This is a genomic window from Micromonospora sp. NPDC005367 (assembly GCF_040606825.1).
In the GTDB taxonomy this organism is placed as follows: Bacteria; Actinomycetota; Actinomycetes; order Mycobacteriales; family Micromonosporaceae; genus Micromonospora.
On record NZ_JBEXFP010000038.1, the window covers coordinates 1 to 16,499 of the forward strand.

Sequence of the window (16,499 nt, forward strand, 5' to 3'; positions counted from 1 at the left end):
CGACCCGCGCCGCGCTGGCCGACCGCGACCGGCTGCCCGGCCGCGCCGGTCGTGGTGGCCCCCAACCGAGGTGACCGCCTCCGACCTGCCCGGACCGCGCTGGCAGGTCGCCCAGTGGTTCGGCCCGCGCACGACGCACACGCCGAGCGGATCGCCGCTGTGGTGCACCGACTGCGCCGATGCCGAGCTGCGCGCCAGTTACGGGCGCCGCTGAGATCCAGCCCGCACCCCCGGACCCGGCCCCGCCCGGCGCATGCTGCCGGCCCCGGCTGGTCGATTACACGCCCGCCGCGCCCAGTTCCGGCCGATGGCCCCTCGATACTGCACGCATCTGGCTCCCCTCTGTGTCAAGACACCGCCGGGAGGAGAGTTCTATCCTGGGTCTCGGCGGGTCCGGGAAGTGACTTCTCCGAAGAGCCGGCTGGGGGATGAGAGTCGGTCACGTTGGAGCCAGTAGTCGTTCCCCGTTGTCCTCCCGGGCCCGCTGCCATGGCAGCTGTGGCGTCCTGGGTCATGCACCGGTAGACGATGTCGGACAGGCGTCGTTTCAGCGCGCGCATCGCTTCCATCGATGTTTTGCCGGTGGCTTTCTTGCGGTCGAAGTAGGCGCGTCCTTCGGTGGGGTTGCGCAGCTGGACGGTGGCCATGATGTGCAGTACCCGGTTGATCTGCCGGTTCCCGGCGCGGGAGAGCCGGTGGCGTACCTGCTCGCCCGAGGACGCGTCGATGGGGGCGGTGCCGTTCCAGGAGGCAAAGTGGGCCCGGTTCGGGAACCGGGTGATGTCACCGACCTCGACCAGCAGCCGGGCCGCGCCGGACGGGCCGATGCCGTGCAGGTCCATCAGGGTGGTGCCGGTGGAAGCGACCAGTTCCTTCAGCTCCTTGTCTGCCTCTTTGGAGCGTTGGTAGATCCGTTCGAGGTCCCCGATCAGCTCCGCGGCGACCCGCCGTCGAGCCTTCCCGACCACATCACGGGGCCGGACGGTGGCCAGCAGTGCCTTGGCCTGTGCGGCGGACAGACTCTTCTTCGCCCCACCGGGAATCAGTTCCAGCAGCAGTTGATGCAGTTGGGACACCATCCGGGTATGGTCCTCGCCGAGGGAGCGGCGCCGGTCGACCAGAATCCGCAACAGGGCCAACTGCTCATCATTGACCACCGGGCGCAGCCCGGCCATGCGGGTGCCGACCAGCGCGATGGAGTGGGCATCGGTGGCATCAGTCTTGCGGCCCTGCCCGGTGGCGAACACCCGCGCCCTGGCCGACAGCTTCGGCGGGACGTCGACGACCTGCTCGCCATCAGCAAGCAGCCGGTTGGCGATGTGCCGGCCGATGCCCTGGCAGCCCTCGATCGCCCACACCCGATGCGGCCACTGGCTGGCGTACTTCCTCATCGCCACGTAGCCATCGCGGTCGGTGGCGAACCGGCCGCCGCCAACAATGGTCTCGTCGCCAGCCATGACCTCGACCGTGGCAGAGCGCTTGTGCGGGTCCATCCCGATGACCACACGATCTGACGTGCCACTCACCGCGTCCTCCGGTGCTCGATCCACCTGGGTTGTCGAGCCGGGAGGGCAACGCTACTTCGAGCCGAGCAAACCCCTCTTGAGCCTCTCCCCGCCCATGGGGCGACGCCCGGGCCGCGCAGGCCAAATGAGAGCCACACGACCAGCGTGGGCAGCCGAAATGAGAACGACAACCCGGGCGCCTCAACCGAAGCCTGGCCGGGCCACGGTCGCAGGTCAATGAAACAAGTAGCCGAGATCAGTGCGCGTCATCATAGCCGTGAGAGGCATCCACGCGCGTGATGCTTTAGGCTGGGCGATTTGGTGATCGTCAGCTACTGGGCTTGGCTCGACCGGCGGGTGAATCTGCGGAGGCTAGGACCACTGGCGGAGGATCGATACAGGCGCTCCAGACGGGGACCGGAAATGACCGCTGAACGAAAATTCGCCGACGCCGAAACCCTGATCCCAGTGATGCGGGAGGTCTTCGGCACTGACCGCCGCATCGCCGCCGTCGACCGCCTACTCAATGGCACCAAGAAGGGTGTCTACCGCATCATGCTGGACGACGCCACGAGCGTGATCGTCTACGTCTGGAACGCCGACGAGGACTACTGGGACGGGCTTCTCCCGGATGGCCACAACGACCCGTCGAACCCGTTTGCTCACGCCTCGGGTATCGACTTCTTCGAGGGTGCCACCCGTCGACTGGAATCGGTCGGAGTTCGTTCGCCGCGGCTGTTGCTCGCCGACCGCAGCAAGGACTTCTACCCGGCCGACATCGCCGTCGCTGAGGACGTCCGCGGCGGAACGCTGGAGGCGCTGCTGGAACGCGACCCGAACGCAGGCCGGCAAACGCTCGCGCAGCTCTCGGACATGCTTCGGCGCATGCATGCCTACCGCGCGCCGGCGTTCGGGCGGGTCGCGTGGATCGACAGCGGAGGAGCACCGCCGGACAAGACCTGCGAGCAGGCCTACCTGGAACGCGCGCTGGTGAACATTGCCACCGCCGTGCCCCGCGATGCCCGCGCGGCCGAAGGTGAGGCAATGCTGGAGGGGAAACTCCGCACTCTGCACGCCGCACTCGGCCCGCGCGCAGAACACGGCGTGGTCCACGGCGAACTCTGCGCGGAACACACGCTCGTCGGGCCGGACGGGGAGCCCGTCATCATCGACATCGAGGGCCTGATGTACACCGACATCGAAGTAGAGCACTGCTGGATGCGGATGCGCTTCGGCCCGCACTACGAGGCGCTCCGCAACCCAGACCTCGACCCGCAGCGTGTCAAGTACTACCAGTACGTCATGCATCTAGACCTGGTCGGCGGCCCGCTCCGTATCGCCGAGGGCGACTTCCCAAACCGGGAGTGGATGCTCGACGTTGCGGACTTCCACCTCCACAAGGCGCTCGCCTACGAGACATGAGTCGGCCGTGGGTCTTCCAGCGTGGTGCGAAGGTCGCCATCCGGCCCGACGGCATCCTCATTTGCCGCGATCCGCGCGTCGCACCGTCTAACGGATGGATCGCGGCGCTCAGCGCACGGATCTGCCGAGATGGGGCGCGGGCCGTGTACGACGACCGCCCGCGGGTCTTGAGCTACGAGATGACGTTGGGCTGGTCTATCACCCACAACCAGGTGCCATCTGCCTGGCGGCGCGCCACCTCGACGGTCACCACTCCATTGGCCAAACGTGATGACGTGAGGGCCAAGTCTCCGCTAAGCAGCGTCGGTTGCTGGGTGCCCGGCTCGAACTTGGGCCTGTCGGCCACCATGTGCTCGTAAGCCCTGCGGATCTCGTCGGAGCCGGTCGCGATTTCACCATCGGGCAGCGCCAGCACCGCGTGGGGTTCGTAGAGTGCAGTCAAGCCGTCGACGTCACCGGCGTTGAGCCGCTCGACGATGAGACGGCTCAGATCCTCGGGGTGCGTCGCGTGCTCTGCGTCTGCATGCATAGGCGCGAGCTTGCCACTCGGGTACGACAGTTTGTCGACTACGTGGACATCGGCCGTCGGGCGGGCGCAGCCATGATCAGGTGCACGCACACGCCGCGATCCGCGCGTGCAGCCGTCACTCGGTTCATCGCAATCCCAGAGCACAATCACGCAGGGTGACTGACCAACGGTGGTACTCACCGTGCAGTGAAGGCCACTGGCCCCGCCGGGCGCTCGGCCGTGCCCGCTGGTCAATGCCATGTGTGGCATAGACATCCGCTCAGGTAGGCCTGGGCGATCTGGCGGGTGGCCAGCCCGCCGACGGGGCGCAGCGTGAGCGCGACCGCCGACGACGGCGTCAGCGACGGGTGGGCGCACAGGAATTAGAGCTGGAGGGTGTCGTCCACCGCACGCGCGGGTCCAGGCGCGGGCTCCTCGTCGACGAGGTCCTCACGGCGGCGGCGGGCGGCGTCCGCCCGGGCGGCGTCGAGGAACCGTCGCCAGGACACGGTGACCAACCAGCCCTTCGGGTCCTGCGGTGGGTCGGCCGGCCAGACGCGGACCGCCTCGACCAGGGCGTCCTGCACGGCGTCCTCGGCCGCCGCGAAGTCGGCTCCGCGGCGGACGAGGATCCCGAGCACCTTCGGCGTGAGGCTCCGAGGCAGTGCCTCGTTCATGTCGGGGCTACTCCGTGATGGTGGGCGGCTCGGTCAGGAACGGCCGCAGCTCGAGCCACTCGTGGATCGGCTTCCCACCCGCGCCGGGGGCGGCCGACAGCTCCCCGGCCAGCTCGACGGCGCGCTCGTAGCTGTCGACGTCGATCACCATCCAGCCGGCGATGAGGTCCTTGGTCTCGGCGAACGGGCCGTCGGTGACCGGCGAGCGCCCCTCACCGTCGTACCGGACGAACGTCCCCTCGGGGGCGAGCGCCTGGGCGTCGACGAACTCGCCGGTCTCCTCGAGCCGGGCGGCGAAATCGCGCATGTACTGCATGTGCGCCGAGATCTCATCCGGCGTCCACTGGTCCATCCGCACGTCGTTGACCGGAGCCGGAGCGCCGCGGTAGTGCTTGAGCAGCAGGTACTTGGCCATCTGGTTCTCCTCGGTGCTCGTGCGACCCATTCTGGTCACGTTCAGCCCGGGGACGGAACCGATCATGGGTTCTCGACATCGTCGCCGGAACTTTTTCGATGCCCGTGGACGCGCGTGGGCGTTGTCAGCAGTGGAGGCCAAGTTGACGGTACAGCGCGGCAGTCGCGGCGATCGCTCCCGGCACGGCTGTTGTCGGCCGCAGGCACACGGCCACACCCGCATGGCCACTCCACAGCGGCGTCGCCGGAACGGCTGAGAGCTGCAGCGACAACCACCGCCCGGAGTGGGCACCGTCAAGACCCGAGGGCGGACGCCTGGTACGGGTGAAAGCCGCGTGGTGTCCGTTCCGGCGTGATACGAAGTTCGGACGGGATCAACCGAAAGCGGGGACTGTGACGCAGGCACGGTGGGGCTGGATTCTGCGTAGCCGGGAAGCCCCCCGCCGGATCTCCTACCTGGAACTGCTCTTCGACCTCGGTCTCATCGTCGCGCTCACCCGGCTGTCCGACCGCCTGACCGGCGACCTCAGCTTGAACCATGCGGTGGAGACCATGGTCCTGCTCGCTGCCGTCTGGTGGGTCTGGACGGTCACGGCGTACACCACCGATTGGTACGACCCCCGTCTGCCGGTGATCCAGATAATCGTCCTCACCGTGTTGTTCGGCGGATTGCTGATGTCACTGGCGGTCAGCAGCGCCTTCGAGGGAGTCAGCGGGATCGCCTTCGCCGGGGCGTACGTGGGCCTGCACCTGTTTCGCGGGCTCGTCCTCATCTCTGCCCTGCGCGGTCACGCGCTGCGGAGGCGGTCGCTACGGGTGCTCATCTGGTTCTGCCTGACCGGCGTGCTGTGGGTGGTCGGCGCCTTCCTGCCCAGCCCGATCCGGCTGGCGATCTGGGCGACGGCGGTCCTGACCGACTATGCGGTCAGCTTCTTCGGTTACCCGCTGCCTCGGCTGGGTCGTTTGAGCGCAGAGGAACTGCGGGTAGCGGGCGAACATCTGTCGGAGCGCTACCGGCAGATGTTCATCGTTGCCCTGGGCGAGATCATCTTGGTGGGAGTGCGGCGTTACGGAGACCCCCCGTTCGTGTCGCTGCGCACGGCCGGCCTGGTCCTCCTTTTCGTCCTGACCGTGACCATGTGGCGGATCTACATCGTCTACGTGGCCGACCATCTCGCCACCGGAATCGACGAGGCCACCAGTCCCGGTCGCTTCGGCCTGGTCGTGGCGTACGCGCATCTGATCATGGTGTCCGGCGTGGTGCTGATCGCCGCCGGTGGTGACATCGTCACCAGGGACCCCGCCGGGGAAACGAACACCACCCAGTTGGCAGTCGTGGTCGCCGGTCCGACGGTGTTCCTCGCCGGCCGGACCGTGTACGCGCTGGCGGCGTTCCGGGCAATGCTGTGGCGGATGCCTATCGGTGTGGTCGTCCTGTCAGTGTCAGCGCCGATGATGAAAGCGCTGCCGCCCCTCGCGGTCGCCGCCACCATAACCGCCGTGATGGCGGTGATCGCCTTCGTGCCACACTTCGGGCCGTCGGTGTACCGCACCCGCTGGCGCATCCGCACCCGCTGGTGACCCTGGGCGGTCGACCGGGCACGGTTCCCGCGCCGGATGACGGGTGGCCGGACGCCCCGGCTCCGCACGGCCGGTTTGCAGCACCGCGGCACCCTCACCGGGACGTCCGTCACCACCCGTGGAAGCTCCCGAGCATGATCCGTAGAGTTACCGCAGCCACCCGGAGCAGCGTGAGAGCCAGGAGCGTGACCAGCGATGAAGATCGGGTTCATTGGGCTCGGGGCGATGGGCCAGGCGATGGTGGCGAACCTGCTCGCTGCCGGTCACCCCGTTCAGGTCTGGAACCGTTCGCCGGAGCCGGTGCGGGAGATGACCGAGCAGGGCGCCACCGCGGCCGTCGACCTGGCCGAGATCTTCACCTGCGACGTGGTGCTCAGCGCGCTCAGTGACGACGACGCGGTCACCGGTCTCCTTCTCGACGAGGATCTGCTGGCGGTCGCCCCTGCCGGCGCCGTGCACGTGAACACAGCGACGATCAGCAGCGAACTGGCGACCCTGGCTCATCAGCGCTACGCGGAGTTCGGCCTGCGCTACGTCGCCGCGCCGGTACTGGGCAACAGTGAGGTGGCCCGCGCCGGGAACCTTACCGTGCTCGTGGCCGGCGAGGCGGAGGCGATCACGGTCGTCCAGCCCATGATCGACGTGATCGGCCGCCGCACCTGGACGATCGGCGACCAACCTGCGCAGGCCAACCTGCTCAAGATCATGGTCAACTACCTGATCGCCTGTTCGATCGGTGCGATGGCCGAGGCGACCACCGTCACCGAGGCCGCCGAACTCGACCCGAAGCTGCTCATCGACATCGTCAGCGAGCACTTGTTCACGGGTGTGGTCTTCCCGAACTACGGCCGCATGATCGGCGCCCGCGAGTACGAGCCGGTCGCGTTCAAGCTGGCGCTCGGGCACAAGGACGTGAATCTCGCGCTCGACACCGGGCAGGCGCACGGGGTGCCGTTGCCGCTCGGTGGAGTGCTGCGGGACGCGTTCATCGACGCCATGGCGCACGGGCAGTCCGAACAGCACTGGGTCGCCGTCACCGAGGCCGTACGACGTCGTGCCGGTCTCGGGCGGGATTGAGACGCCCGAACGCGTAGCCGTCCGCCGAGCCGAGGTGACCTTCCTGCTCGAAGGCGGGTAGGTCAGCGCGATGGCCGGAGCGCCTCGAACCGTACGCCGGTGGCCTGCTCGGACAGTTTCCAGAGACGACTACCGTTGTCCGGGTCGGTCGCGGCGGGCGACAGTTTCCCCGGTACGGGGTAGCCGCGTAGTTCGCCCGGCCCGTCGGGGACGACGAGCTGACCCGAGCGGGCCGAGGCGTCGGTGGCGGCGAACAGTTGGGGCAGGGCACCACGGTCGACGGGCTGAGCCAGCAGCGGGTTGCCCAGCCGGCCCAGCACGAGTCGCCACCCTCTGGTGGTGGCGCTGAGCTGCAGGTTCGTGGCGGTGTAACCGGGGTGGGCCAGGATGCTGCGAATGGGGCTGCCCGCGTCGCCGAGCCGCCGGTGCAGCTCCCAGCCGAAAATGGCGTTGGCGAGCTTGGACGAGTTGTAGACGCCCATCGGCGAGTACCGCCGGGTGTCGTCGAAGGGCAGCCGGGCTCCTCGGTGGTTTACCGAGGTCACCGTGACCACGCGCGGGTCACGGCCGGCCAGCAGCAGGTCGAGCAGGAGACCAGTGAGGGCGAAATGCCCGAGATGGTTCGTGGCCAGCTGCAGCTCGTGGCCCTGGGGGCTGAGCGCGTACGGCGTGGCCATTGTTCCGGCGTTGTTGATCAGGACGTCCACCCGGCGGTGTGACGCGTGCATCCGGTCGGCGAACTCACGGACCGAGTCGAGGTCGGCCAGGTCGGCCCGGAGCACCTCCCAGCTCGCGCCGGGTGCTGCGCCGAGCGAGGCGGCGGCTGCCCGGCCCTTCTCCTCGTCGCGGACGGCCATCACCACGTGGGCGCCTCGCGCGAGGAGCCTCCGGGTGGTTACCAGGCCGAGTCCGCTACTCGCTCCGGTGACGACGAAGGTGCGTCCGCTCAGGTCCGGGATCCGGTCCGCGGTCCAGCGATCAGCATTCATGCGCCCTACGGTGCTATCGATGACACCCAGTGTCAAGCAATGCGTGGAATGCCGTAATGGGCATGGCATAGCATCAGTGCATGGCAACGAGGTCGGAAACCACGCTGGCCGAACGCAAACGGCAGCTCGTCGCCGAGGAGTTGCGCAACGCGGCCCTGATGCTGCTGGCCACCCGCGGCTTCGACGCCGTCACGGTCGACGACATCGTCGCGACCGCAGGCATGTCGCGGCGCACCTTCTTCCGCTACTTCGCGTCCAAGGAGGACGTCGTCGTCCGGTTCCTCGCCGACATGGGCACCGACGTCGTCACCGAGCTCGCCGCCCGGCCGGAGAACGAACCAACATCGGTCGCGCTGCGTCGTGCCATCTGGCGCCCGCTCTCGGGCTGCGCCGACCAGCCCAACCACGCCGAACGAATCCGGATCGTGGTCCGGCTCATCCTCGACACCCCCGCCCTGCATGCCCGCTGGTTGGAGCGCCAGATCCAATGGCGCAGCGGGTTGGCCGCCGAACTCGCCGCCCGCCACGGCCTCGACCCGAGCGCCCATCCGTACCCGCAGATGGCCGCGGGCATGGCCATGCTGGCCCTGGACGCGGTGCTTCAGCAGTGGCGGCCCGGCGACGACGAACATCGCCTGGCCGAGTTGACCGACCAGGCGTTCGCCGTTGTGGCGCCGGCGTTGGACGCCGGCGCCGACCAGCGGTGACAGCCGCGCCCAACTGCCGGCAGGTCAGCGCCGTTGCTGGCACGGTACGCAGTGGCGGGCCGCGGGCAGGATCTCCAGGCGGGCCGTCGGGATGTCTCGGCCGCACCCCTCGCAGACACCATAGCTGCCTTCGGACATCCGCTTCAGCGCCCGAGTCACGTCCGCGACGCCTTGCCGCGCGCCTTCGATCAGCTGGCGCAGGGTGTAAGGGTCGTGGCCGCCCTGGTCGGGCCGCCGCGAATGCATCGTCAGCTCCGTGAGCTGGTTGGTTTGCTCTGCGAGCTGGCGGTCCAGCAAGTCACGCAAGAGAGCGGCACGGTCGTTCAGGGTATGCGTCATCGTCGATTGCTCCTTCCGGGCAAGATGTCGCGGTCAATCGGCGGCGGGGTGCCGGGTCGCCGCAACGGCGGCCAGGCTTGCGCCGGTCAGGGCGGCGGTGCGCGGTGACGCCGCACGGTGAACCGATGCGCCCAGGGTGGCGACCAGCCGGGCGGTCAGGTCGGGGCGCGTGGCTCCGTCTCCGACGACGATCAGGCCACGGGCCAGGGACGCGGAGATCATCGGCCGCAGCTCGGGTACCTGCCGCAGCTCACGGATCAACCCGGCAGTGGTGTCGGCGAGCATCGCCGCGGTCACCGCATGGTTCAGGTCGCGGGTGCCGACGTCGGCGCGCCGGGCAGCGACCACCCGGCCTTCCTCCAGTAAGGCGACCTCGGTGAGCTGGGCGCCGACGTCGGCGAGCAGCAGGGTGCCGGCGGCGGCACCGGCCCCGATGGCGCCCGCGCGGACGCTGTCGACGAAGAGCAGCCGGGACGGCGCGAACACCGCGGTGAGCACACGGCGGGTCGCTTCCTGGTCGGCCGCGGTGGCCAGTACCGGCCGGCAGGCCACGACCAGCGCTCCCACCGGCAGCGGGGCGCGGTGCTCGCGCAGCAGCCGCCGAAGCTCGACGGCGCAGGCGGAACCGTCGACGATCCGGCCGCGCCGCACGACCGGTGTCCGGAGGCCCTGGCCGACCGGGACGCTGAGCACCCCGCCGGGCCCCAGCCAGATCCGCAGGTGTGCGCTGCCGAGGTCCACGGCGATCGGCTCCGGGTCGACGGTCGCCGCCGGGCGGGTCGTGTGGGAGTGGCCGACCACCATGCCGGTGCGCGGCCAGGGGTGGATGGAGGTGACGTTGCCGGTCATACCGACCTCTCTCACGGTGGGATACGGCTGCCCGGCCGTCCGACGGGACGGCATGGGACGAGAAACGGTGCGCGGGCGGCCGGGCGTGGACGGGACCCTCAGGTCACCGCGCCCGGCTCGGTCGCGTTGCCAGGTTCGTGAGCGTCAGACGTCGCTCCGGCAGGGCGGACGTGACCGGTCTCGGGAGCCGGGCCGACGCGAGCGGAACGGGACGTCGGGACGACCCGGCCGGGGCAGCGGCGGACGACCGGCGGACGCGCGTGACGACGCCACCGGCATACGGATCATCACCGCCTCCTCGCTACTCGGGTATCGCGTCGGACCTCCAGCTTCGCCCCAAAAGCCGGGGCTGACATTGCCCGGCGTCGGCCAACAACGTCCTGCTCAGTTGCCGAGCACGGGAAATACGAGGTCGGTTGCCGCCTGGCTGCCAGCACCGGAGAGGGTGGCCCGAACAGTCGTATCGGCTACCTGAGCAAATCCACGTACGGGGCCTCCGTTGGCGGCCGGCGGGCGACTATGGTGGGCCGCATGCGCAACCAACAGCACCCCATCGGCGTCGAGCGGCCGCTCGTGCTGTCGATGCTGGCTGTGCTGGCGGTTGTCGTCACGGCCGTTCGCAGGGGTTGCGCGCTGGGCATGTGCATCGTGTTCCGGCTGACCCGCGCCGTCGCGGCCTGCGTTCCCGCCTGGTCGGCCAACCGAGCTCCACCGGACGTCGTGCCATCCGCCCGACCGTCCGCAGCGTTGACCTGACGCCGAGCCGCTCCCGGCCGACCTTGGGCAGCCACCCCAAATGGAGCTCTCTCGATGAACATCGAACGCACCGCCCTGCCCGGCATCGGAGTGCGGCAGACCTTCACCACCGATCAGGGCCGACGGATCGGGATCGTCGAGTACCAGGCCGGCGACCGCCGAGACGTTGTGCACGATGACCCGGACGACCCCGATCGCATGATCACCCTCGCCCTCACCCGCAGCGAGGCGACGGCCCTGGCCACCCTGCTCGGCTTCCCGGAAATCGTCACCCTCCCCAACTGACCTCCTAGGTGGGGAGCGGCTGGCGCGGCCAGTCCAGAGCCCGCGCCCCGAGGACTGCGGCGTGCAGGGTGAACCGGTCCCGCGGATCGGCCGGGTCGTAGCCGCTCAGTACCCGGATCCGGTTCAGTCGATAAGTGACGGTGCGGACCGACACGTGCAGGCGGCGGGCCGCCTCGGTGGCGACCTCGCCGCACGTGAAGTACTCGTTCAGGGTGTCCAGCAGCGGCTCGGCCCCGCCCCGGGCTCGGCTCAGCGGCGTCAGCACCGCCTGCACCAGATCCACCATGGCCGGCTGATCCCGCAGCAGAACACGGTAGATGAGCAGTTCGTGCGCGTTGATCACCGCGGTGTCGGTGCGTAGCCGCTGCGCCGTGGTCAGTGCCTCGCGGGCCTCCTCGTAGGAGCGGGCGATGCCGTACAGCCCAGGGTGCGGGCGGCCCACCGCCACCTGCCAGGGCCGGCCTCGGGCCAGGCGGTCCAACTCGGCATGCATCAGCCGGCCCAGGTCGCCTGCCGATCCGCCGTCGCCGTCGCCCCGTTCGGCTGTCACCGTATCCGCGGGCGCGATCACCACGAGCAGGCCCTCCTTCGTGGCCACCAGCACGTCCCGATCGCCCAACCGGTCGAAGATGACCCGTTCCAGAGCGCTGATCGCCGTGTCGGTGTCCGGCAGCCGCCGGTTCGGCGAGCCCAGCGCCACCTGGTGCACCCGCGCCAGATCCAGCCCGAACGGCTCGGCACGCTCGACCAGCCCACCGAGATCCGAGTCGCCTCGCAGCAGGTCGTCGATGAGTTCCCGGCGCAGGGTCTCCTCCCGTCGGACCAGATCCCGTCGGGCGGCCGCGTACCCCTCGGCGAGGGTGGCGACGGCGGTGTCGACGACGTGCAGGACAGCGTCCGCCGCCGCGGTTACCGTGTCGCTGTCGGTGGATCGGGCCAGGTGCGGCAACTGCCGCCAAAGCCGCCGCGCCGCGGACAGGTAGAGACGAACGACCCGCCCCGCCGACACGCCCTGCTCGGCGGCGCGCCGGCCGAGCGCCCCCACCGCGTCGAGATCGCTGCGGCGTGGCCGGCGGCCGGTCACCGCCGCGTCCGCCAGCAGCCGCAGATAGTCGCCGAGCAGTTCCACCGGCACCCCGCCGGCGTCGACGCCGGCCTCGCGCGCGACCCGAGCCATCCATTCGTCGTCGGTGGCGTCCCCGTCTTGAGCCGCGCTACGAGCGCTCTCGGTCATCGCGGCTCCCCGTGCGGGGCCGGCACCGGACACCGACCCGATTGGTCCAGGGTATGGCGGCAGGCAGGGCCCCGGTCGAGAGGTCGGCCGGGCGCAGGACCTCCGCCCGCGCGCCCTATCGGGCGGGTCCGGCCTCGGCCGAACGCTCGGCGACGACCACTGAGATGCCGTCGAGCACCCGCCGGAGACCGAACTCGAAGGCGTACTCCGGGCCGTAGGCCGCGCCGTGCGCCCGCCCGGCCGCGGTACCGACCCGGGCGGCCGTCGGATAGCTACCCGCCTTCATGAACTTCTCCAGCCAGGGGGCGTGCAGCTGCCACCACTGGCCGTCCGTCATGCCGGTCTCGCGCTCGAGATCGGAGACCTCCGACGCGGCCCGCGCCGAACTCTTGGCGTGCCCGAGGACCAGGGTCAGCACGGCGTCCATCTCCACGTCGTTGAGCCCGATGCCGGCCACCGCGTTCAGCTCGTAGTCGTACTTGGCGAGCATGTTGGGGCCGAGCACCGGCCGGCTGGTCTCGGCGCGCAGCATCCAGGGGTGGGCGCGGTAGAGGGCCAGGTTGTCCCGCGCGATCCGCTCCAGCCTGCCCCGCCAGCCACCGGGTACGTCCGCCGGACGCTCCAGCTCCCCGTAGAGCGTGTCGATCATGACGTCGAGCAGTTCCGCCTTGCCGGGCACGTACGTGTAGACGGACATCGTTCCGGCACCCAGCGCCTCACTGACCCGGCGCATGGTGAGAGCGTCGATCCCCTCCGCGTCGGCGATCTCGATCGCCGCCCGGACGATCCGGTCCACACTGAGCCCAGGCCCGGCGCTGCGGCTGGTCGGCTCCCGCGTCCGCCACAGAATGGCCAGGCTACGGGCGGGATCGGCCTTGGTCCTGCGCTCCCTCGACATGGTGCCGCCATCGTACCGGCGGACACCGGAGGCCGTACGGCCACCGGCCGTTGCCCTGCCAGCGGTGACGGACCGGCCGGAACGCCGGGCCGCGCGTACCGGTCGGTCCTGGTCAGCAGCACGGGTTCGGGGCGGACTGACGTCGCCCCGACGCGTCGCAGGCCGTCCTCGGCCACGATGTCGCAGCGGGTCCAGAACGATCGGTCGGGATTCCGGCGGCCGGTCTCGGTGTTCGCCACGGAGCTGCGCCCGTACCTCAGGAGCCGGGCCAGACCGTGCTGGGTGCGGCCGGCGGCCTTGCGCAACCGGGCGAGGTGGCGGCCGAGCGCGCGGCGGGAGGCGGCGATCTCGTCGTGGTCGGCCATCGCTGCCATCCCCCGGTCACTGCGGTCACGATGACTGGAGACCGTAGTCGCCTTCTGTGACAGTTTCGGCAGGTGCCGACAACGTCAGGGCATTGCGCTACGGGCGTGTCCACCGGTGGGCGTCCTACCGTGCCTGCATGCCCTTCCAACAGCTCGGCGTCACCGCCGGCCGTCGAGCAGCTAGGAGCGTGGGTCAGTGAACGTGTTGACGATGGGCGGCGGGTCCCGGGCATGATCGCTGCCGTGTCTTCCAAGATTTCTTTCGGTGAGAAGCCGACGCTCACCGGTGACCTCGTGGTTCTGCGTCCGGTCGGCGTGGCCGACGCGCCGGCGTTGGCTGCGGCAGCGCTCGATCCGGACGTGGATCGGCTGACCGGCACCCACACGAGGTTCAGCCTTGAGGCGTTGGAACGCTGGTATTCCTCCCGGGCCGAGCACGACGATCGGTTGGATCTGGCGATCGTCGAACGAGCCACCGGCGAAAGCGTCGGTGAGGTGGTCTTGACGGAGCTTGACGTCCACAACCGTTCCTGCTCGTTTCGGATTGCCCTGTTCGGCCGCCGGTTCTTCGGCCGAGGGCTGGGCACCGAGGCGAGCAGGATGATCTTGGGTTATGCCTTCGAGACCGTCGGTGTGCACCGGATCGAGTTGGAGGTCTACGCGTTCAATCCGCGGGCCCAGCGCGTCTACGAGAAGATCGGCTTCGTCCACGAGGGGACCAAACGGGATGCGTTGTGCTGGGACGGCGAGTGGATCGATGCGCACACCATGGCCCTGCTCGGCGATGAGTGGGTTACGCATCGCGGCCACCTTCGCCCCGCGCAATGATTTTCGGGCGGGAGAAGGTGAGCTGTGTCCGTCGATGAGCCTGGCCTGTTCGATCCGGTTGCGGTAGTACCTCGGGCGCAGAGCCCGTCCGCGCCGGCGGACAAGCGGTTCCGGGCGTTCGACCCGCACCAGGTGCTGCTGCTGCCGCCGTCGCTGGACGACTGGCTGCCCGAGGGGCATCTGGCCCGGTTCGTCGCCGAGTTGGTCGACGACGTGCTGGATCTGGGAGCGGTCCTGGCCGACTACACCAACAAGCGTGGCTTTCCACCCTACGATCCGCGGCTGATGGTGCGCCTGCTGATCTAGGGCTACACCACGGGCGTCCGGTCGTCCCGGGCGATCGAGCGCAAGTGCGTGGACGATGTCGCCTTCCGGTTTCTGGCCGCTGACCAGGCCCCGGACTACCGGTCGGTCGGATGGCTGAGCGCGACTCCGCCCCGGAACTACGCTCCTACGGCCTCCGCGGCTTCCTGCTCGACCAGTACGACCGGGTCATGGGCGTCGAGACCAACATCCAGCTCACCCTGGCCCGCCGGGTCACCACGACCACCACCGTCGGCGCGACGATCGGTGGGGCAGCCACCGCCGTCGTCTACGTCCTGCTCGGCCTGCTGCTCATCGACGGACAGATCCTCCTCGCCGCCGCCGCGACCTGCGTCATCGCCGTCCAATCCGCTCAACGCTCCCCCGCCGTGGTCACCTTCCAGGTCGACCGCGTCTACACCGAGGGGCAGCATTTCCGCGACTACACCGGCTTCATGGCCCGCGCCGCCGGCTACCTGCCGCCACAGACCGACCCGGCTTCCGCATTGCCGGCGCCGGGCCCACTGCGGGAGATCACGGTCGACGCGGTGAGCCTTCGTTATCCCGACCGCGACGCGGCGGCCGTTGACCAGGTCACCCTCGCTGCGGGCCCGACTCACGGTCGTCACGCAGGAGTACCACAAGTGGCCGTTCACCGCCGCCACGAACGTCACCATCGGAGACATCACCGCGGCGCCCGCTCAGGACCGCATCCAGACCGCCGCCGCCCGCGCCGTCGCCCACGACATGATCACAGAGCTGCCCCACGGGTACGAGACACTGCTCGACCGCACCTTCGCCGGCGGACAGGATCTCTCCGGCGGGCAGTGGCAGCGAATCACCGCCGCCCGCGGCTTCCTTCGCGACGCCGACCTGCTCATCATGGACGAGCCGTCGTCCGCCCTCGACCCGTGTGCGGAAGACGCCCTCTTCCAGGCCATCCGCGACCGGCAGGGACAGGCCACAACCACCTGAGGGCGCGCGCCATGACACCGTCGGACCCCACGGTACGCACCCCAGTTGGCAGAGCCGGATGTCAGGAGATTACCGGCTGTCAGGGCGGCGGCCATTTCGCGCCGCGGGTCTGACCGAAGCTGCGATTGACGCCCTCTTCCGGCCGTGGCCTGATAGGCGCAGGAGGTCGCCATGCCGGTCGAGGACGGGACGAAGGTACCGCGGCTTCCGCCGCGCTGGTTCATCCGTACGGCCTGGTCGGTCCACCGGGCCCTGTATCGAGTCTTCGGCGGCCGGATCGGCATTTGGCGGCCGCGCGCCGACCGGTGGGGCACGTTGCGGTTGACCACCACGGGACGGCGCAGCGGCCGGCAGCGCAGCGTCATCGTCGCGTACCTGGAGGACGGGCCGAATCTGTTCACGCTGGCGATGAACGGGTGGGGTGCGGGTGAGCCCGCCTGGTGGCTCAACCTGCGGGCACATCCGGATGCGACCGTCGACCTGGTCGGCGGTCGACGGCTGGTACGCGGTCAAGCCGCGACAGGCGACGAGCGGTCGCGGCTCTGGGCCCGCTGGCGCGAGATAGACCCGAACATCGACGCCTTCGCGACGCTGCGGCCGTCGGAGACCGCGGTGGTGATCCTGGCACCCCGTCCCGACGCCGGGTAGCTGACCAGTTGACGGCCAGGCATCGCCGCCGGGAGGTCCTGCGTCGACCAACGCCGGGGGTCGACCGGCCGGTCCGCCGGGGCACGGGCTTCGGAAGCCGGTGCCGACGGCGGACCGCCGGACGGCTCATGGTCGCCGG

17 protein-coding genes and 4 pseudogenes are annotated in these 16,499 nt (G+C 69.7%); 11 read left to right on the top strand and 10 right to left on the bottom strand.

The features are described from left to right. Positions 1 to 214: hypothetical protein (locus ABZS42_RS23230; protein WP_355148495.1), on the top strand; the 214-nt coding region annotated here is incomplete at its 5' end. Positions 215 to 347: 133 nt separating this feature from the next. Here the strand turns inward: ABZS42_RS23230 and ABZS42_RS23235 are convergent. Next, the gene (locus ABZS42_RS23235; RefSeq protein WP_355148497.1) at positions 348 to 1,457 is read right to left on the bottom strand and encodes an IS110 family transposase; all 1,110 of its coding nucleotides are present in this window, start codon (positions 1,455 to 1,457) and stop codon (positions 348 to 350) included. Positions 1,458 to 1,928: 471 nt separating this feature from the next. On the opposite strand from ABZS42_RS23235, the gene ABZS42_RS23240 reads away from it, so the two are divergent. Further along, complete coding sequence (locus ABZS42_RS23240) at positions 1,929 to 2,927, top strand: phosphotransferase (protein ID WP_355148499.1); 999 nt, start codon at positions 1,929 to 1,931, stop codon at positions 2,925 to 2,927. Between the two features lie 172 nt (positions 2,928 to 3,099). Here ABZS42_RS23240 and ABZS42_RS23245 read toward each other — a convergent pair whose 3' ends face one another. From ABZS42_RS23245 to ABZS42_RS23255, 3 genes and pseudogenes are all read right to left on the bottom strand, one after another. After that, positions 3,100 to 3,456: a nuclear transport factor 2 family protein gene (locus ABZS42_RS23245; protein WP_355148501.1), complete on the bottom strand. Its 357-nt coding sequence runs from the start codon at positions 3,454 to 3,456 to the stop codon at positions 3,100 to 3,102. 260 nt (positions 3,457 to 3,716) lie between these two features. Then, positions 3,717 to 4,112: pseudogene (locus ABZS42_RS23250) on the bottom strand (sigma factor); the annotation flags it as partial. Between the two features lie 7 nt (positions 4,113 to 4,119). Next, positions 4,120 to 4,527, bottom strand: a complete 408-nt coding sequence (locus ABZS42_RS23255; protein ID WP_355148613.1) for a YciI family protein — start codon at positions 4,525 to 4,527, stop codon at positions 4,120 to 4,122. A 392-nt stretch (positions 4,528 to 4,919) separates the two neighbouring features. On the opposite strand from ABZS42_RS23255, the gene ABZS42_RS23260 reads away from it, so the two are divergent. Beyond that, positions 4,920 to 6,107 carry a low temperature requirement protein A gene (locus tag ABZS42_RS23260; protein ID WP_355148503.1) on the top strand — a complete coding sequence of 396 codons (1,188 nt, stop codon included), beginning with the start codon at positions 4,920 to 4,922 and terminating at the stop codon, positions 6,105 to 6,107. Positions 6,108 to 6,302: 195 nt separating this feature from the next. Next, complete coding sequence (locus ABZS42_RS23265) at positions 6,303 to 7,184, top strand: NAD(P)-dependent oxidoreductase (RefSeq protein ID WP_355148505.1); 882 nt, start codon at positions 6,303 to 6,305, stop codon at positions 7,182 to 7,184. Between the two features lie 62 nt (positions 7,185 to 7,246). Here the strand turns inward: ABZS42_RS23265 and ABZS42_RS23270 are convergent, their stop codons facing one another. Then, the gene (locus tag ABZS42_RS23270; protein WP_355148507.1) at positions 7,247 to 8,173 is read right to left on the bottom strand and encodes an oxidoreductase; all 927 of its coding nucleotides are present in this window, start codon (positions 8,171 to 8,173) and stop codon (positions 7,247 to 7,249) included. An 80-nt stretch (positions 8,174 to 8,253) separates the two neighbouring features. Between ABZS42_RS23270 and ABZS42_RS23275 the strand changes: the two genes are divergently transcribed. Then, positions 8,254 to 8,880 carry a TetR family transcriptional regulator gene (locus ABZS42_RS23275; RefSeq protein ID WP_355148509.1) on the top strand — a complete coding sequence of 209 codons (627 nt, stop codon included), beginning with the start codon at positions 8,254 to 8,256 and terminating at the stop codon, positions 8,878 to 8,880. Positions 8,881 to 8,904: 24 nt separating this feature from the next. Here the strand turns inward: ABZS42_RS23275 and ABZS42_RS23280 are convergent, their stop codons facing one another. Together ABZS42_RS23280 and ABZS42_RS23285 are read right to left on the bottom strand one after the other, a co-directional pair. Beyond that, positions 8,905 to 9,219 carry a TraR/DksA C4-type zinc finger protein gene (locus ABZS42_RS23280; RefSeq protein ID WP_355148511.1) on the bottom strand — a complete coding sequence of 105 codons (315 nt, stop codon included), beginning with the start codon at positions 9,217 to 9,219 and terminating at the stop codon, positions 8,905 to 8,907. 33 nt (positions 9,220 to 9,252) lie between these two features. Then, on the bottom strand, positions 9,253 to 10,083 hold the full coding sequence (locus tag ABZS42_RS23285) for a cell shape-determining protein MreB (protein WP_355148513.1): 831 nt from the start codon (positions 10,081 to 10,083) through the stop codon (positions 9,253 to 9,255). Positions 10,084 to 10,599: 516 nt separating this feature from the next. On the opposite strand from ABZS42_RS23285, the gene ABZS42_RS23290 reads away from it, so the two are divergent. Together ABZS42_RS23290 and ABZS42_RS23295 are read left to right on the top strand one after the other, a co-directional pair. Next, positions 10,600 to 10,824 carry a hypothetical protein gene (locus ABZS42_RS23290; RefSeq protein WP_355148515.1) on the top strand — a complete coding sequence of 75 codons (225 nt, stop codon included), beginning with the start codon at positions 10,600 to 10,602 and terminating at the stop codon, positions 10,822 to 10,824. 54 nt (positions 10,825 to 10,878) lie between these two features. Continuing rightward, positions 10,879 to 11,109 (top strand): potassium transporter TrkA, encoded by a 231-nt coding sequence (locus tag ABZS42_RS23295; RefSeq protein ID WP_355148517.1) that lies wholly within the window; start codon positions 10,879 to 10,881, stop codon positions 11,107 to 11,109. A gap of 4 nt (positions 11,110 to 11,113) precedes the next feature. Here ABZS42_RS23295 and ABZS42_RS23300 read toward each other — a convergent pair whose 3' ends face one another. The 3 genes and pseudogenes from ABZS42_RS23300 to ABZS42_RS23310 all read right to left on the bottom strand — a co-directional run. Continuing rightward, the gene (locus ABZS42_RS23300; protein ID WP_355148519.1) at positions 11,114 to 12,343 is read right to left on the bottom strand and encodes a helix-turn-helix domain-containing protein; all 1,230 of its coding nucleotides are present in this window, start codon (positions 12,341 to 12,343) and stop codon (positions 11,114 to 11,116) included. Between the two features lie 115 nt (positions 12,344 to 12,458). Further along, positions 12,459 to 13,241: a TetR/AcrR family transcriptional regulator gene (locus ABZS42_RS23305; protein ID WP_355148521.1), complete on the bottom strand. Its 783-nt coding sequence runs from the start codon at positions 13,239 to 13,241 to the stop codon at positions 12,459 to 12,461. Between the two features lie 179 nt (positions 13,242 to 13,420). After that, a pseudogene (locus ABZS42_RS23310) lies at positions 13,421 to 13,606 on the bottom strand (helix-turn-helix transcriptional regulator); the annotation flags it as partial. 231 nt (positions 13,607 to 13,837) lie between these two features. Here ABZS42_RS23310 and ABZS42_RS23315 point away from each other — a divergent pair. From ABZS42_RS23315 to ABZS42_RS23330, 4 genes and pseudogenes are all read left to right on the top strand, one after another. Next, on the top strand, positions 13,838 to 14,434 hold the full coding sequence (locus ABZS42_RS23315; protein ID WP_355148523.1) for a GNAT family protein: 597 nt from the start codon (positions 13,838 to 13,840) through the stop codon (positions 14,432 to 14,434). A 45-nt stretch (positions 14,435 to 14,479) separates the two neighbouring features. Next, positions 14,480 to 14,848 (top strand): annotated as a pseudogene (locus ABZS42_RS23320) (transposase); the annotation flags it as partial. Between the two features lie 2 nt (positions 14,849 to 14,850). Then, positions 14,851 to 15,694, top strand: a pseudogene (locus ABZS42_RS23325) (ABC transporter ATP-binding protein); the annotation flags it as partial. 189 nt (positions 15,695 to 15,883) lie between these two features. Then, positions 15,884 to 16,360, top strand: a complete 477-nt coding sequence (locus ABZS42_RS23330; RefSeq protein ID WP_355148525.1) for a nitroreductase family deazaflavin-dependent oxidoreductase — start codon at positions 15,884 to 15,886, stop codon at positions 16,358 to 16,360. Positions 16,361 to 16,499 lie beyond the last annotated feature (139 nt).